Source organism: Azospirillum thiophilum, assembly GCF_001305595.1.
Classification (GTDB): Bacteria; Pseudomonadota; Alphaproteobacteria; order Azospirillales; family Azospirillaceae; genus Azospirillum; species Azospirillum thiophilum.
In genome coordinates, this window is the sequence record NZ_CP012401.1 from 831,602 (window position 1) to 852,221 (window position 20,620).

A 20,620-nucleotide genomic window follows, 5' to 3' on the forward strand; every position below is an offset into this window, starting at 1 on the left:
AAGTTGCGGGTTCTTCATGCGCGGTTATTTCGGAATCGGGGTGGAGCGGATCAGCAAGCCCGGCAATGTCGGCAACCTGATGCGCACCGCCCATGCCTTCGGCGCCTCCTTCTTCTTCGCCATCGATGCGGAACCGGACCTGCGCGAGACGAAGCTGGTCGACACCTCCGGCGCGACGCTGCACCTGCCGCTCTACATCCATGACCGGGTCGCCGACTTCACCCTGCCCAAGGACTGCGCGCTGGTCGGGGTCGAGCTGACCGACGACGCGGTCGAGCTTCCCAGCTTCCGCCACCCGTCGCGCGCCGCCTATGTGCTGGGGCCGGAGCGCGACAGCCTGTCGCCCGCCCTGCTGGCGCGCTGCGACCATGTGGTGAAGATCCCGATGTCCTTCTGCATCAATGTCGGCGTCGCCGGGGCGCTGGTGATGTATGACCGGATGATCTCGATGGGCCGTTTCGCCGAACGGCCGGTCCGTCCCGGCGGCCCGCTGGAGCCGCCGGCCCTGCACAAGCACGGCAAGCAGATCATGCGCAAGGCCGAGCGCCGCCGCCGCATCCGCGGCGAACAGAAGCCGGTGGCCGCCATCGATCCGGACGACAGCGACGAGTAAGCGGTTCAGATCCGCAGGGGCTCCTGTCCGGCAACGGCACAGAGGCGCTGCACCACGGCGGGCTTGGGCACCGCCACCTCCCCCTGCTCGAAGGCCACCACCTGGAGGGTGCCGCGCACCGCCTCCAGCAGCTCGCCCGGCCGCAGCAGGAAATCGGGGGAGGACGGCCGGCCGAAGCGGGCGTTGCCGTCGGCGAAGGTTTCGTAGATCAGCAGCCCGCCCGGCTCCAGCGCCGCCAGGATGGCGGGGAAGAGCGGCCGGTGCAGGTAGTTGGTGACGACGATCCCGGCGAAGCCACCGCCGCCCGGCAGGCTGTCCAGCGGCCCGCCCTCCAGGTCGGCCTGCAGCAGGGCGACACCCGCGCTCCCTTCCAGGTCGGCGACGCCGCCGAGGTCGCGGTCGATGCCGGTGACGGGATGGCCGCGCGACCGGAACAGCCGCAGATGCCGGCCGCCGCCGCAGGCGAGGTCGAGCACGCCGCCGCCGGCGCGGACCAGCGGGGCGAAACGCTCCACCCAGGGCGAGGGCGGCGACAGGGGATGCGGAGTCGGCATGGTCGGGCTTCCCGTTCGGGGCTTTCCGGTGGCGGCCGGGGGACGATATCACAGGCGTCGCCGGAAGCCGCGGCCTTGCGGCGTTTGACGGCGCGGCCCCGCCGTGCTGAATTAGGTGGTTCCCCCGAGTCGTGCCGCAACCCGGATCGGCGTGCCGGGGCTGGTTTTCCTGCTGCGGGTAAGTTGGGGCTTGTGGGGATATGATCCTCTTCGCGTTGAGATGCTCGGCCGACCACCGGTTCGAGGCGTGGTTCCGCAACGGCGCCGCCTATGACGAGCAGGCGGCGGCGCACCAGATCGCCTGCCCGATCTGCGGCGACACCGTCGTCGGCAAGGCGCCGATGGCCCCCCGCATCGCCAAGGGCGTCGCCAAGGCGGCCGACCGCGCCCGCGAGCAGGCCGAAGCGGCCGCCGCCGACGCGCCGCCGACGCAGGCCGCGCCGTCAGCAGCCCCTGCCCCTGCCTCCGGCCCTGCCGCCGCTCCCGCCACCCTGCCGGTGCCGATCCCGGCGCCCGTCCCGCTGCCCAGCGCGGCGGACATGGTGGCGGCGCTGCCGCCCAGCCTGAACGACGCCCAGCGCGAGGCGGTGGCCGAGGTGATGCGGCAACTGACCGAGGTGCGGCGCAGCGTCGAGAAGAACTGCGACTATGTCGGCGACCGCTTCGCCGAGGAGGCGCGGCGCATCCATTACGGCGAGACCGATCCGCGCGGCATCTATGGCGAGGCGTCGGACGAGGACGTCGCCGAACTCCACGAAGAGGGTGTGACATTTCACCGCATCCCCTGGATTCCGCGCAGCGATTCCTAAGGGCCCCGCCCGTCCCGGACCGGCCGGCGGCTCTTTCGATTCCAGAAGAAACCATTTGAAAAGCTGACGGTTTACAAGGCGCGCCCGGAAACGGGTGCGCCTTTCACGTCTGCGGCTACAGCCTTGCCTGCGCTTGGTTTTTCAAGCGCCCCGGCCCTGCCGGCGCCCGCCCCACCGACCAAGGTAGGGGGTGCGTCAAACAATGATCTGTATCAAACAATTGGGCAGGTCAAGGGCGTACGAATATCCAGGTGAAAACCCGGACGCGATCGCCCGGACGGCAAATTCCCGAGTGTCTCAAAGACCGTCGCACAATCGCCGGCACTCGATGAGGGGGACGCACATGAGTCAAAATGCACAACGGATTGTAAACAATCCAAAGTTCCAGGAGCTGGTGGCGAAGCGCTCCGCCTTCGCCTGGACTTTGTCGATCGCCATGCTCGTCATCTATTTCGGTTTCATTCTGCTGGTGGCGTTCGGGAAGGGCTTCCTGGGCACGCCGATCGGCTCCGGTGTCACGACCTGGGGCATTCCCGTCGGCGTCTTCACCATCGTGTCCGCCTTCATCCTGACCGGGATCTACGTCAACCGGGCGAACGGCGAATTCGACGAGCTGAACCGCCAGATCCTGGAGGAATCGAAGTGATGCGCGCCACCACCCGTCTCACCGCAGCAGCAGCCGCGGCCGGCGTGCTGGTTCCCGCCTGCGGCTATGCCGACGCCATCGGCGGCGCCGTGCAGAAGCAGGCGACGAACTGGTCCGCCATCATCATGTTCCTGATCTTCGTGCTGCTCACGCTGGGCATCACCTTCTGGGCCGCCCGCCGCACCAAGTCGGCCAAGGACTTCTACGCTGCCGGCGGCGGCATCACCGGCTTCCAGAACGGGCTGGCCATCGCCGGCGACTACATGTCGGCGGCCTCCTTCCTCGGCATCGCCGGCCTCGTCTACGCGTCGGGCTTCGACGGGCTGATCTATTCGGTGGGCTGGCTGGTCGGCTGGCCGATCGTGCTGTTCCTGATCGCGGAGCGGCTGCGCAACCTCGGCAAATACACCTTCGCCGACGTCGCCTCCTACCGCTTCCAGCAGACGCCGATCCGCACCCTGTCGGCCTGCGGCTCGCTGGCGACCGTCACCTTCTACCTGATCGCCCAGATGGTCGGCGCCGGCAAGCTGATCCAGCTGCTGTTCGGTCTGGACTATCTGGTCGCCGTCATCCTCGTCGGCGTGCTGATGATCGGCTACGTCACCTTCGGCGGCATGCTGGCGACGACCTGGGTGCAGATCATCAAGGCGGTGATGCTGCTGTCCGGCGCCTCCTTCATGGCCTTCATGATCCTCGCCAGGTTCGGCTTCAGCCCCGAGGCGATGTTCAAGGCCGCGGTCGAGCTGCACCCGAAGGGTCTGGCGATCATGTCGCCCGGCACGCTGGTCTCCGACCCTGTCTCGGCAATCTCGCTGGGCATGGCGCTGATGTTCGGCACCGCCGGCCTGCCGCACATCCTGATGCGCTTCTTCACGGTGTCTGACGCCAAGGAAGCCCGCAAGTCGGTCTTCTACGCCACCGGCTTCATCGGCTACTTCTACATCCTGACCTTCATCATCGGCTTCGGCGCCATCCTGATGATCCTGGCCCCCGACGCCACCGGCGCCTATCCGTTCCTGACCGCGGCCCCGCTGGCCGGCGCCAAGGCGGTGATCGCCAACGTCATCGGCGGCACCAACATGGCGGCCATCCACACCGCCCATGCGGTCGGCGGCGACCTGTTCTACGGCTTCATCTCGGCGGTCGCCTTCGCCACCATCCTGGCGGTGGTCGCCGGCCTGACGCTGGCCGGCGCCTCGGCGGTCTCCCATGACCTCTACGCCTCGGTCTTCGCCAAGGGCCGCGCCAACGAGGCCGACGAAATCCGCGTGTCGAAGATCACCACCGTCGTCATCGGCATCGTCTCGATCGTGCTGGGCGTCGCCTTCGAGAACCAGAACGTCGCCTTCATGGTCGGTCTGGCCTTCGTCATCGCCGCCTCGGCCAACTTCCCGATCCTGCTGATGTCGATGTTCTGGGGCAAGATGACCACCCGCGGCGCGGTGCTGGGCGGCGGCCTGGGGCTGGTCTCGGCGATCGTCCTGCTGGTGCTCGGTCCGACCGTGTGGAAGGCCGTGCTGGGCAACCCGACCGCGATCTTCCCGTACGACAACCCGGGCCTGTTCTCGATCCTGCTGTCCTTCGCCGGTATCTGGTTCTTCTCGATCACCGACAACAGCGAGCAGGCGCAGAAGGAGCGCCGCGCCTTCGAGGCCCAGTATATCCGGTCGCAGACCGGCCTGGGTGCCGAGGGGGCGTCCGCCCACTGACAAAAGGCCCACTGACAAGGGCGGGCAACGCGAGGCGGAAGGGAGGGGCTGCGTCTCGCACCGCGCCCCTCCCCCCTTCTCAGCCCTGCCGCAGGCCATGCGGCGAATGGTCCGCATCGCCGATTGTCGCACCCGCTTCCGGCAGCCTGCCCGGCGGGTGTATCCTGGAAAGCGCCTCGGGAGCAGTCCCGGGGCGCTTTTTTCATGCCCCGCCTTTTCGACGACGGAGCCCGCCCCGTGCAGCATGCGATGCCGACCGCCCCTTCCGGCCAGGGCACTTCCGGTCACGGCCCATCCGGGCCGGGCGCCTTCGATTTCGGCCGGCCGCCCTTCGACCGCCTGACGGCCGACCAGCGGGCGATGCTGGCCGGCGCGCTCGACATCGCGCTCTACCCGCGCGACGCCGTCGTCCTGTGCCGGGAGGAGCCGGTCGACTCGCTGTTCGTCGTGCTGCGCGGATCGGTGCAGGAACGCCGCGGCGGCGAGGTGGCGGCGGTGCATGGGCCGGGCGACCGCTTCGGGCTGCAAGCGCTTTACGGCAGGGCGGGAGGCAAGGCGGGAGGCGATGCCGATGCCGAGGGCACCGCCGCCCGCCGCTTCGTCGCGGCCGACGAGTGCGTCTGCCACCTGATCCCGCGTGCGGCACTGGAGGCGCTGGCCGCCGACAATCCGGAGTTCGGCGCCGCGATCCTGGGCGGGTTCGCGCAGCGCATGCGCGATCTGGCGGTGGAGCGCTCCCACCGCGAGATGGCGGCGCTGACCATGGCCCGCATCCGGCAGGCCCACCTGCACCCGCCGCTGTTCGTCGACGCGGCGGCAAGCCTGCGCGAGGCGGCCGAGGCGATGAAGCGCAACCGCGCCAGCAGCGTGCTGGTGCGCGGCGGCGACGGGCGCACCGGCATCCTGACCGGCACCGACCTGCGCGACCTCGTGGTGCTGGACGGCCGGCCGGTGAGCGATCCGGTCGGGCCGCTCGCCCGCTACGGGCTGCTGACGCTGGAGCGCGACGACCTGCTGTTCAACGCGCTGGTGCTGATGACCCGCCATGCGGTGCGCCGCGTCGTGGTGACGGAGAACGGGGCCATCGTCGGGCTGCTGGGGCAGAGCGACCTGCTGGCGGTGCTGTCCAACCATTCCCAGGTCATCGGGGTGCAGGTGGAGCATGCGACTGACCCGGCCGACCTCGGCCGGGCCAGCCGCTCGATCGTCGAGCTGATCCGCACGCTGCACGCCACCGGGGTCAAGGTCGCCTTCATCGCCGACCTCGTGACCGAGCTGAACCGCCGCATCTTCCGCAAGCTGTTCGAGCTGCTGGCCCCGCCCGAGCTGCTGGCCAATTCCTGCCTGATCGTGATGGGCAGCGAGGGGCGCGGCGAACAGCTGCTGAAGACCGACCAGGACAACGGCCTGATCCTGCGCGACGGCTTCACCTGCGCCGACCTGCCCGCCATCGCCGCCGAATTCACCCGCCATCTGGTCGCGTTCGGCTATCCGCCCTGCCCCGGCAACATCATGCTGTCGAACCCGGACTGGACCCGGCCGCTCGCCGGCTACAAGGATGCGATCTTCGGCTGGATCCACCGCCCGGACGAGGCGGCGCAGATGAACCTCGCCATCTTCTACGACGCCGCCCCGGTGGCCGGCGATCCCGCGCTGCTGGCCGACGCCAAGGCCTATCTGCTGGGCCGGCTGCAGGACAACCAGATGTTCTTCAGCCAGTTCGCCCGGCCGACCCTGTCCTTCGACACGCCGAGCGGCCTGTTCGCCGCCTTGTTCGAGCGGCGCCGGGCGGAGCCGGTGGACATCAAGAAGGCCGGCATCTTCCCCATCGTCCACGGCGTCCGCGCGCTGGCGCTGGAGAAGCACCGGACGGAGACCAACACGGTGGAGCGCATCCAGGTGCTGGCCGAGCTGGGGGCGCTCGACCGCAAGATGGCCGCCGACCTGATCGAGGCCTTCGCCATCCTGTCGACCATCCGCCTGAAGGCGCGCGTCGACCTGCCGGACAAGGAGGCGCCCGACGAAGAGGGAGCCGAGCTTGCGATCGACAACCTCGTCCACCCGGACCGGCTGGGCAAGCTCGACCGCGACCAGTTCAACGACTGCCTGGCCCTGGTGAAGAGCTTCAAGGAGCTGATCGCCCACCATTTCCGCCTGAACCATTGAGGCGGACATGGCTCATTCCGACCACACCCACGCCGACCGCAGGGAGCGGGTGGCGATCCATTGCGAGGCCACCGGCTTCGATCAGGAGGCGGCCCGGCCGCTGTCCTTCGCCGCCATCCGCATCCGCGGCCCGCGCATCCTGGCCGGCAGCGCGCTGCGGCTCTATCCCGGCAGCGACACCGGCATGGCGGAGGCCGGCGACCGCCTGCACGCCTTCATCGGCGACCGGCCGCTGATCGGCTATTACCTGGATTTCTCCGTCGCCATGGCGGAGCGGCTGACCGGCCGTCCGCTGTCCGACGAGCGGGTCGAGGTGTCCAGCCTCTACTACGACCGCAAGATCCGCAGCCTGTCGAAGCAGGCGGTCGATTTGCGGCTGGACAGCATGGTCCGCGACCTCGACCTGCCGGTGCAGCCCGACGGCGCCTTCGGCATCGCGCTGGCCGCGGCAATGGCGTGGCTGCGGCTGACACAGGACAGCCGCTGACGAAGCGGGAGGAGACCGCTCAGAAGCCCAGCCGCTCCACCCCGACGGTGCGGTCGTGGGTGAGGGACGGCACCATGGCGCGGGCCTCCGCCACGCGGGCGAGGTCGAGCTCGGCTGTGACGAATCCGACATCGGTACCGGCATCGGCCAGCACCTCGCCCCACGGCGCGATCAGCAGGGAATGGCCGTAGGTCTGGCGGCCCTTGTCGTGGCTGCCGGTCTGGGCCGGGGCGACGACGAAACAGCCGGTCTCGATGGCGCGGGCGCGCAGCAGCGTGTGCCAGTGGGCGCGGCCGGTCGGCACGGTGAAGGCGGCCGGCACCGTCAGGATCGACGCCCCGGCCTGGGCCAGCGCCCGGTACAGATAGGCGAAGCGCACGTCGTAGCAGACGGTCATGCCGATGCCGCCCCACGGGCTGGCCGCCACCACCGCCCGCTCGCCCGGCCGGAAGGTCGCCGATTCGCGGTAGGATTCGCCGTCCTTCAGCGTGACGTCGAACATGTGGATCTTGTCGTAGGACGCGGCGATCCGGCCGTCGGCGCCGAACAGGTAACTGCGGTTGGCCGCCCGCCCGTCCTCCAGCAGCACATGCAGGGTGCCGCCCAGGATCCAGGCCCCGGTTTCCCGCGCCAGATCGGCGAAGAAGGGGATGCCGGGATGCTCGGCCTCGGTGCGGATGCGCTCCATGGTCCGGTCGCGGCCCTGGACGATCCAGCCGACATTCTCCGGCAGGGCGATGAACTCCGTCCCGGCATCGCGGGCACGGCGGACGAGATCGCCCGCCGCCCGCAGGTTCGGCTCCAGCTCGGTGCCGGCATTCACCTGGACGCAGGCGGCCTTCACGATACCGCCTTCTCCGCTCATGCCGGCGCCTGTCATGCAGCGATCCCGAGCAGCGGGTCGAGCTTGCCGGCGCGGTCGAGCGCGTGGATGTCGTCGCTGCCGCCATAGGGCCGGCCGTCGATGAAGATCTGCGGGACGGTGGTCCGGCCCTCCGACCGCTCGATCATCTCGCTGCGGCGGCCCGGCTGGGCGTAGAGGTCGATTTCCTCGTATGTCACGCCCTTGCCGTCGAGCAGGCTCTTGGCCCGCATGCAGTAGGGGCAGAAGGGCGTGGTGTAGATGACGACGTCGGCCATGCCTGTGGGCTCCCGTTGGAGATGGAAGGACTATAGGGTCAACCCATCGGACGCGCCAGACGTTGCACCCTGCACCCGGCACCGGTCAGCCCTTCCCCTAAGCCGGCCTTTCCAGCGGTCAGCGGCGCACCACGCGGGCCAGCGTCAGCACGTCGACCTGCGCCGCCCCGGCGCGCAGCAGCACACGCGCGCATTCGGCCAGGGTGGCCCCGGTGGTCAGCACGTCGTCGACCAGGACCAGCCGCTGCCCGGTCACCGACAGGCCGGGGCGCAGGCGGAAGGCGCCCCTGACGTTGCGGTGGCGGTCCTGCCGGTCGAGCCCGCCCTGGGTCGGGGTGGCACGGTGGCGTTGCAGCAGGTCCGGCAGGGCGGGAACGCCGCAGTGCCGCGACAGGGCCTGGGCCAGCAGCGCCGCCTGGTTGTAGCGGCGGCGGAACAGCCGGCCGCGGTGCAGCGGCACCGGCGCCAGCCGGTCGGCGTCCTCCAGCAGCTCCCGCCCGGCGCGGGCGAGCCAGACGCCGTAGGATTTGGCGGCGTGGATGCGGTCGCCATGCTTGAAGCTCAGCAGCAGCGGCCGGCTGCCGTCGTCATAGGCCAGCACGGCGCGGGCGCGGGCGAAGGGCGGCGGATCGGCGAGGCAGGAGGCGCACAGGCTGCCCTGCTCCGCTTCATACTCGAAGGGCAGGCCGCAGCAGGCGCACAGCGGCGCGGCGATGAAGGTCAGGCCGGTCCAGCAGCGCGCGCACAGGCCGCCTTGCCGGTCCACCCCCTCGCCGCAGCTGAGGCAGCGCGGCGGCAGCAGCGCGTTCAGCAGCAGGGTGGCCGCACCGGCGGCGGAACGGCCCAGTCCGGCCAGCGGGGCGGCGAGAGAGGAGGGAATCGGCATGGCTGCGGCTCGCGTCCGGCTTTCGTCACTGCAGCATGGCGATGCGTTCGAAGATGATGCCGGTGTAGTCGCGCAGGGCCAGATAGATCGCCGGGCCGGTGACGAACAGGATCAGCAGCGTGGCGAAGAACTTGGTGTCCTGCTGCAGCGAGGATTCGTTGATGTTGGTGGCGCTCTGGAACAGCATCAGCACCGCCGACAGCAGGGCGGTGATGCCCAGCGGCGGCAGCGAGATCTTCAGGATGACCATCAGCGCTTCGTGGCTGACGGCGATGGCCTCGTCGATGCCCATGCGGTCGCGGTCCCGATCTGGAGAAACCTGCATGTTGTAGCACGGTTGCCGCCCGGCCGGGCTGGGGTATAGTGCGGCCATGACAAGCCCCGACAGCATGACCGTCTTCGACCGCGCGCTGGTCCGCCGCCGCCGCGACCGCGCCGTCGCCGAATTCACCGACCATTCCTTCCTGTTCGAGGAGATCGCCGACCGGCTGGCCGACCGGCTGGAGGACGTGATCCGTCCCTTCCCGCTGGCGCTGGACGTCGGCTGCCACGACGGGGCGATGGGCAGGGCGCTCACGGGCCGCAAGGGCATCGAGCGGCTGGTCGCCTGCGACCTGTCGCCGGCCTTCGCCCGCGCCGCCGGTGGCCGGGGCACCGTCGCGATCGCCGCCGACGAGGAGTTCCTGCCCTTCGCCCCCGGCAGCTTCGATCTGGCGGTCAGCAATCTCAGCCTGCACTGGGTCAACGACCTGCCGGGCGCGCTGGTGCAGATCCGGCAGGCACTGAAGCCCGACGGCTTCTTCTGCGCGGCAATGCTGGGCGGCCAGACGCTGAACGAGCTGCGCCGCTGCCTCTACGAGGCGGAGATGGATGTCGCCGGCGGCGTCTCCCCCCGGGTGTCGCCCTTCGCCGAGATCAAGGATGCCGGTGGGTTGCTGCAACGGGCCGGCTTCGCCCTGCCGGTGGTCGACAGCGACGTCATCACCGTCACCTATTCGGACGCCTTCGCCCTGATGCGCGAGCTGCGCGGCATGGGCGAGACCAACGCCGTGCTGGCGCGGCGCAAGGTGCCGGCCACCCGCGGCCTGCTGTTCGACGCCGCCCGGCGCTATGCCGAGCTCTATGCCGAGCCGGACGGGCGGATTCCGGTGACTTTCGAGGTGCTGTATCTGGCCGGCTGGTCGCCGCACGAAAGCCAGCAGCAGCCGCTGAAGCCCGGCAGCGGGCAGGTTCCGCTCGGCGACGCGCTGAAGGGCGGCGGTATCCATTGAAACCAGCCGAGTGCCTGGTTTACGCAACCAGCTTCCAGGCCATCCAGCCCAGCACCCCGGCGTTCACCAGCATGACCGCCGGGGCGGCACGGGCGACCGCGGTCCGCCAGGTGCGCCCGGCGACATGGCCGGCGAGCCCCACCGCCAGCAGGCTCGGCACCGTGCCCAGCGCGAAGGCGGCCATGCCGAGCGCCCCGCTCAGCGCGCTGCCGCTCGCCGCCGCCACCGCGACGGCGCCATAGAGCATCCCGCAGGGGATGAATCCCAGCGCCATCCCCAGCCCATAGCCGCGCCAGCCGGTCGGGTTGCCGAACAGCGGCCGGGCGAGCCGCGACACACGCTCCCCCCACCAGCCGCCCGACCGCTGCCCCAACCGCTGCCCCGGCCGGCCGAAGACGGGCAGTTTCGGCAACCAGGAGGTCAGGCTGCGCAGGGCATAGCCGAGGAAGAACAGCGCCGCCAGCGCCAGCAGCGCCACCGACAGCCAGCGCAGCCCCGGCAGCGCCCCGACATGGCCGGCGACCGAGGCCGACAGCGCGCCGATCAGCGCATAGCTGCTCGCCCGGCCGGCATGGTAGGGCAGCACGGCGGCGCCGGTCAGCCGGCGGAATTCCGACATCGCCGACAGCGGCACCCGCTCCAGCCGCGCCGACACCTGGGCCAGCACGAAGGGGCCGCACATGCCGGCGCAATGGGTGGTGCCGCCGACCAGCCCGGCGGTCAGCAGCGCCAGCAGCAGCCCGCCGTCGCGGTCGATGACCACGGCGCACTGGTTCAGTCCGGCATCCAGCAGCGACAGGGCGTCCAAGGCGGGTCTCTCCGTTTCGCGAACAGGCCGATCCTAGCGGCGGATCGCGGTACCGTCCCATGACGTGCGTCAATGGCGGAGGTGTGGGGAAAAGCGACCGCGGCGGAAACATGCCGGCTGACGGATGCCCCCTCCCCAACCCTCCCCCGCTTCGCGGTGGAGGGGGTAGGATGCTTGTCGGTGTGAGGCTATGCGACGAAGCGGCGGAGTTCCCTCTCCCGCGTGAGCGGGGGAGGGTTAGGGAGGGGGCACCGTCAGCCGCTGCCTCTCCATCCCGGTCGCTTAACCCCACGCCTCCACGGCGCCCCCACGCCCTCACGCCAGCAGGCGGGCGATCGGCGGGCGGCTGGGGTGGAGGACGACGCCGTCGTCGGCCGGTTCGACCTTGGCGTCGGGATAGGCCGCCAGCGCATATTGCAGGGCCTGGACGAAGCGCGGCTTGAAATGCTTCATCTGGTCGTAGCCGGCGCCGAACTGGGCATAGAGCGACGGCCATGAGATCGGCTGCGGCCGGCTCAGCGAATGCAGCCGGTAGGCCAGCCAGACATAGAGGTCGAGGCTGAGCGAACGGTCCTTCAGCTGCCGCACCGCCTCCTCCAGCAGCGGGACCGGATGGTCGCGCAGGGCCTGGAAGAAGGTTTCGTCCAGTTGGACCACGTCGTTCCACAGCGTGCCCTGGCGGTCGTCGCCGAGATCGTCGTGGAAGATCAGGCCGCGCTTGACGATGCCGCCCTTCTCGAACACGTCGGCATTCTCGCCGTCCCAGAAGAATTTCAGCGTGCAGGCGGAGATGCGCAGCGACTGCTCGCGGAAGCCGCGGAAGGTCTCGCCGCCGACGCTGATGCCCATGCGGGTCAGCCAGTCGCGCATCGAGCGGCCGAGCTCGACCTCGCGACGGCCGGTGCGCACCGCCTGGGTCTGCAGATAGATCAGGATCATCCGCGCCCGCGCGCCATAGGGCACGCCGAACAGCTTGACCTTGCCGTTCACCTTCAGCCGGCCGGGTTCGACCAGCAGCGTCACCTGATGGCCGCGCTTTTCCCAGGGGGCGTCGTCGGCCAGCTTCTTGTGCGGCAGGCTGGTCAGGCAGAAGCCGCTGTAGGTGATGCCGAGATGCTGTTTCTCGTCCGCCAGGATGTCGGCGGCGATGTCGACCAGCGTCCGCTCCTCGGGACGGACCAGGGCGCGCGCCTTGTCCCGCCCATGTTCGATCACCAGCCTGTGGATGTCGCCCATCGCCGCCTCCCACCCGGATGTTGGGGCATCCTGGTGACCGGCGGGCGGCGGAGTCAATGTGGGGTTAGGCGACCGGGCTAGTCGACGCTTAGTTGTCAGGCTTATTAGTAGAGTCGCCGCTTGTCCCCATGGGGAAAGCCCGAGTCGCGCCGCTTGTCCCCACTGATCCGCCGCTTGTCCCCAAGGGGGCGGCGGTGGATGACGGGGCGCGGTCGCTTTTCCCCACGGGCGGAATCGGGCGACTCGACGACGTTCCGGCGGCGTTTCGCAGGAACCGGGGGGAGGGGGGGTGATCGTCGAAGCGGCGGAGTTCCCTCTCCCGCGTGAGCGGGGGAGGGTTAGGGAGGGGGCATCGAAGCCGGCATGCTTCCGGTGCGGTCGCCTGACCCCACGCCCGCCCCCGGCCCCCGCCGGGCGCCTCAGTGGCTCATCAGCACCGGAACCGTCATGTGCTGCATCATGAAGCGGGTCATCCCGCCCAGCACCAGCTCGCGGAAGCGGGAGCGGCCGTAGGCGCCCATCACCAGCAGGTCGCAGCTCTCGTCGGCGACCATGTTCAGCAGGGTGTCGCCGGGCTCCACCACATCGGTGGCGACATGGGTCGCCTCGACGCGGCAGCCGTGGCGGGACAGGTGGCGGGCGATGTCGGCGCAGGGCTCGTCGCCCAGGCCGTTGGGCCCGGGCTTCGGATTGGCCGCCATCACCACGACGCGCTTGGCCGCGGCCAGCAGCGGCATGGCGTCGCCGATGGCGCGCGCCGCCTCGCGGCTGCCGTTCCAGCCCACCAGGATCCGTTCGCCGATGGTGGCGAAGCGGCCGGCATAGGGAACCACCAGCAGCGGGCGGCCGCTTTCGAACAGCAGGTCGGCCGGCTGGGCGACGGGCTGGTCGCGGTCGCGGTCGGGATCGGGCTGGCCCACCACGATCAGGTCGGCATAGCGGCCGCGCACGGCGGCGGCGATGGTCGGATCCCCCTCCACCTCCAGCCATTCCGACCGGTCGGTCAGGCCGTGGCGGCGCATGGCGTCGTCGAAGGATGCCGCCATGAGGGCGGTCTGGTCCTTGCGGGCCTGTCGGCGGCTCTCTCGCAACTCCTGCGGGAACTCCGCCTCGATATAGCCGGGAAAGGCGATGTCGGTGAAGGCATAGAGCGCAGTCAGGTGGGCATCCGTCCGTGCCGCGAGACGGGCCGCGAGGTCGAGACGGGCCGCAGAGGCGGGCATATCGTCGACGACCACCAGAAAGTCCTTGAGTGCCATGGCGTGCATCCTGCCCAGAGTTGTGATTGCTTCCATCGTCGCGCGCGATGGCTGTGCCAAGACGGCAGCGGGCGATGATGGGCGGGACGGCACCTGACGGAGCGACATCCCCACTTTCCTTGGCAGTATAAATCCTCTTGCGGTTGCGCAATCCCTTTGAATACAGGGTACAGCCATGCCGCCATCGCGTTCCTGCACTGCACACCGACGACCCGGTGGCGGACAATTGCCAAAGCATACAATCCCAGGAAGCTGCGTCTGCATGCAATGCGGTGACGGGAAACGTGAACAATCCGCTCCTGCGCGGACGACGAGACGAAATTTTGGATCGGTATCCGTATGGAAATGCAACCCGGACTTGCGTGAATACTATGTTATGCCAATGCGTCCTCGACACGCCGCCTGTAGAAACGACCAAGCTCTGTTGCCCGGGCGCGGCTTTGGTTTTGACGTATGCCCGACATTTCGCGTAAGTGTTGGATATCGATTTCCTGTTGGGTAATCCCGTCTTTCCTCGCCATGAGTATTGATCCCCGCATCTCCGCGCTGGCCGACGTGTTGTCGGGTGCCGCTTCCGGCGCTCCGGGGCTCGACGCCCTGCGTCAGATTCTTGACGCCATGACGGTGAAGGTGGCGCTGCTGGACCCGCAGCGGCGGCACATCTACGCCAACCGCGCCTATCTGGAGATGATGGGGACGACGCTGGACAAGGCGGTCGGCACCACCATCGGCGAGCATCTGGGGCCCGAGCTGCTGCGCAGCACGACGGCGATGGCCGAACGCGCGCTGTCCGGCGAGACGGTGCAGACCGAAGGCTGGATCACCCAGGCCGACGGCCAGCAGCGCTACCTGATGCGGATGCATGCCCCGCACCGGACGGCCGACGGCGCCGTCACCGGCTATTTCGTCATCCTGCAGGACATGACCGAGCGCCGGCAGGTGCAGGACGACCTCTTCCGCCTCGCCTACTACGATCCGGTGACCGGGCTCGCCAACCGCCTGATGCTGCTGAAGCACATGGCGGACTACCGCAACATGGGCGAGCCGTTCACCCTGGTCATCCTCGACATCGACCGCTTCGCCGAAATCCGCAGCAGCATGGGCCAGGGCTTCGCCAACGAGCTGCTGGACGATCTGGCGCAGCGGATGGGGGCGCAGGCCGCGGCCTTCGACCTGATCGCGCGGGTCAGCGACCACGCCTTCGCCCTGCTGGCCGGCGGCGCCTGCGACCGTCCCGCCCTGGAGGCCGCCGTCGACGCGCTGGCGGGGGTGGTTCGCTCGGCCCGCTCCAGCTCCGGCGGCACCGTGTTCCTGTCGGCCAGCATCGGCGTGGCGGTGGCGATGCCCAGCCACGAGCGGCCCGACGACGTGCTGCGCGACGCCGAGATCGCCACCGCCCGTGCCCGCGAGCAGGGCGGCGGGCGGCAGGCCTGGTTCGATCCGGCGATGCACTCCCAGGTGGTCGAGCAGGTGCGGATGGAGCATGACCTGCGCGGCGCGCTGGCCGGCGACCGCGATTTGTGGGTCGCCTACCAGCCGATCGTCGAGATGGTCACCGGCGGGCTGGCCGGGTTCGAGGCGCTGATGCGCTGGACCCATCCCGAACGCGGCAACATCCCGCCCGGCATCTTCATCCCCATCGCCGAGAGCACCGGCCTCGTGGTGTCGCTCGGCACCTGGGTCCTGCGCCGGGCCTGCCTGCAGATCGCCGAATGGCAGGAGCAGCGCGAGCCGGGCTCCGCCCCGCTGTTCATGAGCGTCAACCTGTCCTCGCACCAGCTGTCCGACCCCAATTTCGTCCAGGTCGTGCGCGACGTCCTGCGCGAGACCGGGGTGGAGCCGTCCTGGATCAAGCTGGAGCTGACGGAAAGCGCGGTGATGGACAAGGCGGAACAGTCGATCCGCCTGCTGCGCGAGTTGCGGGCGCTGGGCATCAAGCTGTCGATCGACGATTTCGGCACCGGCTATTCGTCGCTGTCCTACCTGCACAAGCTGCCGATCGACAGCCTGAAGGTCGACCGCTCCTTCGTCTCGGCGATGCACCAGTCGGAGGAGAACCGCGCCATCGTCCGCATCATCATGGATCTGGCGCGCCTGCTGGGCTTCGACGTCATCGCCGAGGGCATCGAGACCAGCGCCGACGCCAACCTGCTGCGCGCGCTGGCCTGCGACTACGGCCAGGGCTACCATTTCGCCCGCCCGCTGTCGCCGGACGATGCCGCCAGGCTGGTGGGCGGCGACCTGCCCTGGCAGATGCCGCGGTAGGGGCGGACGCGGGTTGCCCCCTCCCTAACCCTCCCCCGCTACCGCGGGAGAGGGGACTGCCGCCGCTTCGGCATCCACCATCCACGCAACGCCGACAAGCATCCTGCCCCCTCTCCCTCGAAGAGGGGGAGGGATGGGGAGGGGGCACCCCGCCCCTACTTCCCCCGCCCTCACTTCCCCCGCACGAACTTCGGCGTTCCCGCCACGCTGGGCAGCAGGCGGATGGCATAGGGGCTGGTGCGGCTCTGCGCCACCGCCTGGGCCGGGCCGGGGACCGTCTCGCGATAGCCGACGACCAGCTCGGCGCCCGCCTGCTGGACGCGGTCGATGGCGACGCCATAGCCGGCGGTGTCGCGCGGCCCGAGGAACACCGCGACCGCCATCCGGCCGCCGGGCAGGACGCCCGGTGCCGGCTCGCCCACCCGCGCCCACAGGGCCGTCCATTCGGCGGCGTCGCGGGCGACGACATGGGCGCGTTCGGCGGCGGCGCTGCGGTCGCCCTGCCAGACGCTGCCCGCCTCCGCCTGGGCCGGCAGCAGGTTGCCGTCGGCACGGTCGCCGCCCTGGCAGGCGGCCAGCAGCAGCAGGGCGGCGAACAACAGCGGAATCGGGCGGCGCATCGGCGGAACCGTCATGGGAAGGTCAGGTGCTCCGCGGCAGGATGGTCTCGACCAGCGACGCCCAATAGCTGGCGCCGACGGCGAGGATGTCGTCGTTGAAGTCGTAATGCGGGTTGTGCAGGCGGCAGGACGGGCCGCGGTGGCCGCCATGGCCGAGCCAGATATAGGCGCCCGGCCGCTCCTTCAGCATATAGCCGAAATCCTCCGCCGCCATGGTCGGGTCGGGCGCCCAGACCACATTGTCCTCGCCCACCACCTTGGCCGCCGCGCTTGCTGCGATGCGCGCCTCGGGCTCGCTGTTGACCGTGGCTGGATAGCCGGGGCGGAAGCGCAGTTCGGCCTTGGCGCCCAGCCCCTCGGCGATGCTGGAGACCAGCCGGGCGAACTGCTCCTGGATGCGGCGGTGGTTCTCTTCCGAGAAGGTGCGCATGGTCCCCAGCAGCCGGGCACTGTCGGGGATGACGTTGGCGGCGGTGCCGGCCTCCACCACCGTGATCGACACCACCGCGCTCTCGGCCGGGTTGGTACCGCGGCTGACCAGGCTCTGCGCCGCGGTGATGATGTGGGCCGCCACCAGCACCGGGTCGATGCCGCGGTGCGGCATGGCGGCGTGGGCGCCATGGCCGGTCACATGGATCTCGAACTGGTTGGCCGCGGCCATCACCGGGCCGGGATGGACGGCGATCTGCCCGGCCGGCAGCTCCGGCCAATTGTGCAGGCCATAGATCTGCTCGCAGTCGAACTGCTGCAACAGCCCGTCCTCGATCATCCGCTTGGCGCCGCCCAGCCCTTCCTCGGCCGGTTGGAAGATGAGGTGGACGGTGCCGTCGAAGTTGCGGGTCTCCGCCAGATAGCGGGCGGCGCCCAGCAGCATCGCCGTGTGCCCGTCATGGCCGCAGGCGTGCATCTTGCCGGCATGGCGCGAGGCATGCTCGAACTCGTTGGCCTCCGGCATCGGCAGCGCGTCCATGTCGGCGCGCAGGCCGATGGCCCGGCCGCTGCCGCTGCCCAGCCCCTTCAGCGTGCCGACCACGCCGGTCTTGCCCAGCCCGCGATGCACCGGGATGCCGAACTCGGCCAGCTTCGCGGCGACGATGCCGGCGGTGCGGTCCTCCTCGAAGCCCAGCTCCGGATGGGCGTGGATGTCGCGCCGCCACGCGGTCATGTCGTCCTGGAAGGCGGCGATGCGGGTGTTGATCGGCATGTCTCTGACGCTTGGTTGGAACGGCCGCTGGTCGGAACGGCGGGCACGGTTCGGGGAGGGATGGGAACGCTCTGCCGGGAAACGACGAAGCCTAATCGGGAACGGCCATCTCCGGGACGGACATCTCGGGGACGGCCATGCCGCGCCGCACCGCCGGCCGGGCGGCGACGGCGTCGTGCCAGCGCTTCAGGTTGGCGAAGCGGTCGAGCAGCCCGCCGCCGCCCGCCGCCGCCGCCACGGCGATGAAGGGGAAGCAGGCGATGTCGGCGATGGAATAGGAGGCGCCCGCCAGATGCTCCGCCGCGCCCAGCCGCTCGTCCAGCGCCGAATAGCAGCGCATCAGGTCGCCCTTGTACAGGTCGATGGCGTGGGGCAGCCGGTCGGGGGCGCGGGCGGCGAAGCGCTGCATGTCGATGGCGGTGGGGCCGAGGTCGCTGACGCCGAGCATGAACCAGCTCATCGCCTCGGCGCGCTCGTCCTCGTCCTCCGGCAGCAGGCGGCCGGTGCGCTCGGCGAAATGCAGCAGGATGGCGCCGGAGCCGAACAGGCGCCGCACCCGGCCGCCCGGCAGCTGCTCGACCAGCGCCGGGATCTTGGTGATCGGGCTGATCGCCAGGAAGTCGGGGCGCTTGTTCTCGCCGGCGGCCAGATCGACCCGGTGGACGGCATAGGTCAGCCCCAGCTCCTCCAGCAGGATCGAGGCCTTGTGCCCATTGGGCGTGGGAAAGCTGTAGAGCATGAGCATGCGGCGGCGGTCCCTGCGCTCCAAGCCGTTTTCGGGGACGGTTTTCGGGAGCGGCGCCACCACTCTGGCCGATTTGCCCGGCGAACGCCAGCGGCAGCGCGCGCAATTCCGGGGTGACTCAGTCCACCGCCGCGCAGCCCTGCGGCTTCACCACGCGCAGGGCCGACGGCGGGTTGGCCGCCAGCTTCGCCGCCGGGCGGATCGGCCGCCGCACCAGCTCCCCGCCGCAGTTCGGGCAGCGCTCTCCCGGCAGCCGGGCGCGGCAGCCGGCGCAGAAGGTGCATTCGAAGGAACAGATGTAGGCGTCCATCGACTCCGGCGGCAGGTCGCGGTCGCAGCATTCGCAGTTGGGGCGCAGGTCCAGCATGGGCGGTCACTCGGCCAAGGGGCTGTGGAAGGCGCCGAGGATAGCGGAGAATGCGGCGGGCGGAGAGTGGCGCGACTGCCGTTGGGCGTGAAGATCCTGCCAAACCGCATCCCCTCTCCCGCCCCGCCCCCGCCCTCCGGACCGGCGGGCCGCCTACATCGCCTCGGCGCGGCGGCCGAACAGGGCGCGCAGCTTGCGGCCGATGACACCGCCCAGCATGCCGTGGCCGCCGCCGGCCTTGGGGAACCAGCCGGGATCGTCGGTCTGGAAGCGGCGGACGACATGGACGAAGGCGTCGACGACGTCGGGGTCGAAATCGCGGCCCGCCCGTTCGACGATCCAGGAGATCGCCTCCTCCACCGGCCAGGCGCCGCGGTACTGGCGGCTGGTGATCAGCGCGTCGAACACGTCGGCCACCGCCATGATGCGGGCGCTGACCGGGATGGCGTCGCCCTTCAGCCCCTCCAGATAGCCCGAGCCGTCGAAGCGCTCGTGATGGTAGCGCGCGATCTCCGCCGCGATGGACAGCAGCGACCGGCCGCGCAGCGGCACCGCCGCCTCGGACAGGATGCGGTGGCCGATCTCGGTGTGGCGCTGGATCATCTGCATGTCGATGCCGGTCAGCTCCCCCGGCATGCCGAGCGTCTCGTCCGACACGCTCAGCATGCCGACATCGTGCAGCAGGGCCGCCAGCCCGACCTTCTCGACGAAGTCGGCGTCCAGCTCGTCGCGGAACTTCTCGCGCCGGTGCAGCTCGCGGGCGAGCGCGCCGACCAGCTTCTCGATGCGCTGGAGATGGCCGGTCGCGGCATTGTCCTTGTATTCGGCGAGCGCGCCCATCGCCAGCACGGTGGCCTTCTGCGAGGTGTTCAGCTCCTCGATCAGCAGGGCGTTCTCGAAGGCGATCGAGCATTTGTTGCGGAACAGCTCCAGCAGCTGCCATTCCCGCGCGGTGCCGTCGTTGCGGCCCTCGACATAGATCATGCCGGTGATGCCGCCGTTGGCGCGCAGGCGCAGCGCGCAGAAATCCGGCTCGATGATCGTCTCGCTGCCGGGCGACAGCCGCTCCAGCGCCGCCTCCACCCGCGGTTCGCCGAGCTCCGCGACCTCCACGTCCTTCCATCCGGCGAAGCGGCCGGTGGAGGCGCGCACGCGGATCTTGCGGTCGCGCGGCAGCGTATCGCCCTGGATGCACAGCAGCGCATGGTGGCCGATGCCGAGCAGCCCGACCACCCGCGGCAGGATGTTGGGAAACAGCACGTCGGGGGTGCGCATCTCCAGGAGGCCGGTGGTGGCGACCAGCATGCGGGCCAGCCCCTTGCGCCCTGCGGCCAGCGCCTGGAGGCTGGCGAAGGTGCGCAGCTGGCCGGCGACGGCGGCGCGCAATGCCCGCGGCGTCAGCTCCGCCTTGGCGCGCCAGTCGCCGATGTCGTAGGCGGCGATCGCCTCGTCCTCGATACCGGAGGCAGGGGCGGAGGCCGGATCGGAGCCGCCCGCCGGGCCGGCATCGCCGGTGCAGACGACGATGCGGGTGCGCTGGTTGCCCAGTTCGCGCCGCAGATGGGCAACCAGCTCCAGCCCCGCCCGCTCGCTTTCCAGCGCGATGTCCAGCAGGATCAGGGCGGTGTCGGGATGCTGCCGCAACGCCTCGCGCGCGGCGGCGGCGGAGGTGGCGCCCAGCAGAACCACCCCGGCGCCGTCGATCGACAGCCCGTCGAGCGCGGCCTGCACCGTCGCCGGGAGCGACGGGTCGGAATCGACGACCAGGACCCTGAAGGGCGGTCTTGCGACCGGTCCGGCCGTCTCCGGCCGTGCATCGTCGTGGAGCATGTCAT

At 70.1% G+C, this 20,620-nt stretch carries 21 protein-coding genes; 8 read left to right on the top strand and 13 right to left on the bottom strand.

The genetic code is table 11. The features are described 5' to 3' along the window. Nucleotides 1-16: 16 nt before the first annotated feature. Nucleotides 17-613, top strand: a complete 597-nt coding sequence (locus AL072_RS03750) for an RNA methyltransferase (protein ID WP_045581456.1) — start codon at nucleotides 17-19, stop codon at nucleotides 611-613. A gap of 5 nt (nucleotides 614-618) precedes the next feature. On the opposite strand, the gene AL072_RS03755 is transcribed toward AL072_RS03750, so the two are convergent. Next, nucleotides 619-1,167, bottom strand: coding sequence for a class I SAM-dependent methyltransferase (locus AL072_RS03755; RefSeq protein ID WP_045581455.1), 549 nt, complete (start codon nucleotides 1,165-1,167; stop codon nucleotides 619-621). A gap of 200 nt (nucleotides 1,168-1,367) precedes the next feature. Here AL072_RS03755 and AL072_RS03760 point away from each other — a divergent pair, with 200 nt between their 5' ends. The 5 genes from AL072_RS03760 (at nucleotide 1,368) to AL072_RS03780 (ending at nucleotide 6,984) form a co-directional block, all read left to right on the top strand. Further along, nucleotides 1,368-1,976 carry a DUF1178 family protein gene (locus AL072_RS03760; protein WP_045581454.1) on the top strand — a complete coding sequence of 203 codons (609 nt, stop codon included), beginning with the start codon at nucleotides 1,368-1,370 and terminating at the stop codon, nucleotides 1,974-1,976. Nucleotides 1,977-2,319: 343 nt separating this feature from the next. Then, the gene (locus tag AL072_RS03765) at nucleotides 2,320-2,622 is read left to right on the top strand and encodes a DUF485 domain-containing protein (RefSeq protein ID WP_045581453.1); all 303 of its coding nucleotides are present in this window, start codon (nucleotides 2,320-2,322) and stop codon (nucleotides 2,620-2,622) included. Then, the gene (locus AL072_RS03770; protein ID WP_045581452.1) at nucleotides 2,622-4,331 is read left to right on the top strand and encodes a cation acetate symporter; all 1,710 of its coding nucleotides are present in this window, start codon (nucleotides 2,622-2,624) and stop codon (nucleotides 4,329-4,331) included. The genes AL072_RS03765 and AL072_RS03770 overlap by 1 nt, the downstream gene beginning before the upstream one ends. Nucleotides 4,332-4,535: 204 nt before the next feature. Then, the gene (locus AL072_RS03775) at nucleotides 4,536-6,497 is read left to right on the top strand and encodes a DUF294 nucleotidyltransferase-like domain-containing protein (protein ID WP_245636743.1); all 1,962 of its coding nucleotides are present in this window, start codon (nucleotides 4,536-4,538) and stop codon (nucleotides 6,495-6,497) included. Nucleotides 6,498-6,504: 7 nt separating this feature from the next. Continuing rightward, on the top strand, nucleotides 6,505-6,984 hold the full coding sequence (locus AL072_RS03780) for a 3'-5' exonuclease family protein (protein ID WP_045581451.1): 480 nt from the start codon (nucleotides 6,505-6,507) through the stop codon (nucleotides 6,982-6,984). A 19-nt stretch (nucleotides 6,985-7,003) separates the two neighbouring features. Here AL072_RS03780 and AL072_RS03785 read toward each other — a convergent pair whose 3' ends face one another. The 4 genes from AL072_RS03785 to AL072_RS03800 all read right to left on the bottom strand — a co-directional run bounded on the left by AL072_RS03785 (nucleotide 7,004) and on the right by AL072_RS03800 (nucleotide 9,383). Further along, entirely contained in the window at nucleotides 7,004-7,864 is an 861-nt protein-coding gene (locus AL072_RS03785) for a carbon-nitrogen hydrolase family protein (RefSeq protein WP_247877735.1), read from the bottom strand. Next, nucleotides 7,861-8,124 carry a glutaredoxin 3 gene (grxC, locus tag AL072_RS03790; RefSeq protein ID WP_045581450.1) on the bottom strand — a complete coding sequence of 88 codons (264 nt, stop codon included), beginning with the start codon at nucleotides 8,122-8,124 and terminating at the stop codon, nucleotides 7,861-7,863. Before grxC ends, AL072_RS03785 begins: the two co-directional genes overlap by 4 nt. A 118-nt stretch (nucleotides 8,125-8,242) precedes the next feature. Continuing rightward, nucleotides 8,243-9,010 (bottom strand): ComF family protein, encoded by a 768-nt coding sequence (locus AL072_RS03795; RefSeq protein WP_082108868.1) that lies wholly within the window; start codon nucleotides 9,008-9,010, stop codon nucleotides 8,243-8,245. A 25-nt stretch (nucleotides 9,011-9,035) separates the two neighbouring features. Continuing rightward, entirely contained in the window at nucleotides 9,036-9,383 is a 348-nt protein-coding gene (locus AL072_RS03800; protein WP_245636744.1) for a flagellar biosynthetic protein FliQ, read from the bottom strand. Between AL072_RS03800 and AL072_RS03805 the strand changes: the two genes are divergently transcribed. After that, nucleotides 9,382-10,281 (top strand): methyltransferase domain-containing protein, encoded by a 900-nt coding sequence (locus AL072_RS03805; protein ID WP_045581448.1) that lies wholly within the window; start codon nucleotides 9,382-9,384, stop codon nucleotides 10,279-10,281. The two genes, AL072_RS03800 and AL072_RS03805, sit on opposite strands and share 2 nt — an antisense overlap. Nucleotides 10,282-10,300: 19 nt before the next feature. Here the strand turns inward: AL072_RS03805 and AL072_RS03810 are convergent, their stop codons facing one another. The 3 genes from AL072_RS03810 to AL072_RS03820 all read right to left on the bottom strand — a co-directional run bounded on the left by AL072_RS03810 (nucleotide 10,301) and on the right by AL072_RS03820 (nucleotide 13,584). Beyond that, nucleotides 10,301-11,089: a sulfite exporter TauE/SafE family protein gene (locus AL072_RS03810; protein ID WP_045581447.1), complete on the bottom strand. Its 789-nt coding sequence runs from the start codon at nucleotides 11,087-11,089 to the stop codon at nucleotides 10,301-10,303. 315 nt (nucleotides 11,090-11,404) lie between these two features. Beyond that, nucleotides 11,405-12,325, bottom strand: coding sequence for a replication protein RepA (locus AL072_RS03815; RefSeq protein ID WP_045581446.1), 921 nt, complete (start codon nucleotides 12,323-12,325; stop codon nucleotides 11,405-11,407). A 419-nt stretch (nucleotides 12,326-12,744) separates the two neighbouring features. Beyond that, nucleotides 12,745-13,584 carry a universal stress protein gene (locus AL072_RS03820; RefSeq protein ID WP_045581445.1) on the bottom strand — a complete coding sequence of 280 codons (840 nt, stop codon included), beginning with the start codon at nucleotides 13,582-13,584 and terminating at the stop codon, nucleotides 12,745-12,747. A 519-nt stretch (nucleotides 13,585-14,103) separates the two neighbouring features. On the opposite strand from AL072_RS03820, the gene AL072_RS03825 reads away from it, so the two are divergent. Further along, nucleotides 14,104-15,849 carry a putative bifunctional diguanylate cyclase/phosphodiesterase gene (locus tag AL072_RS03825; protein WP_045581444.1) on the top strand — a complete coding sequence of 582 codons (1,746 nt, stop codon included), beginning with the start codon at nucleotides 14,104-14,106 and terminating at the stop codon, nucleotides 15,847-15,849. Nucleotides 15,850-16,019: 170 nt separating this feature from the next. On the opposite strand, the gene AL072_RS03830 is transcribed toward AL072_RS03825, so the two are convergent. The 5 genes from AL072_RS03830 to AL072_RS03850 all read right to left on the bottom strand — a co-directional run bounded on the left by AL072_RS03830 (nucleotide 16,020) and on the right by AL072_RS03850 (nucleotide 20,615). Beyond that, entirely contained in the window at nucleotides 16,020-16,484 is a 465-nt protein-coding gene (locus AL072_RS03830) for a protease complex subunit PrcB family protein (RefSeq protein WP_045581443.1), read from the bottom strand. Between the two features lie 7 nt (nucleotides 16,485-16,491). Beyond that, nucleotides 16,492-17,673, bottom strand: a complete 1,182-nt coding sequence (locus AL072_RS03835) for a M20 aminoacylase family protein (protein WP_045581442.1) — start codon at nucleotides 17,671-17,673, stop codon at nucleotides 16,492-16,494. 91 nt (nucleotides 17,674-17,764) lie between these two features. Continuing rightward, nucleotides 17,765-18,418 (bottom strand): glutathione S-transferase family protein, encoded by a 654-nt coding sequence (locus AL072_RS03840; RefSeq protein ID WP_045582525.1) that lies wholly within the window; start codon nucleotides 18,416-18,418, stop codon nucleotides 17,765-17,767. A 118-nt stretch (nucleotides 18,419-18,536) separates the two neighbouring features. Beyond that, on the bottom strand, nucleotides 18,537-18,785 hold the full coding sequence (locus tag AL072_RS03845) for a DUF1272 domain-containing protein (RefSeq protein ID WP_045581441.1): 249 nt from the start codon (nucleotides 18,783-18,785) through the stop codon (nucleotides 18,537-18,539). 153 nt (nucleotides 18,786-18,938) lie between these two features. Beyond that, entirely contained in the window at nucleotides 18,939-20,615 is a 1,677-nt protein-coding gene (locus AL072_RS03850; protein ID WP_045581440.1) for a response regulator, read from the bottom strand. Nucleotides 20,616-20,620 lie beyond the last annotated feature (5 nt).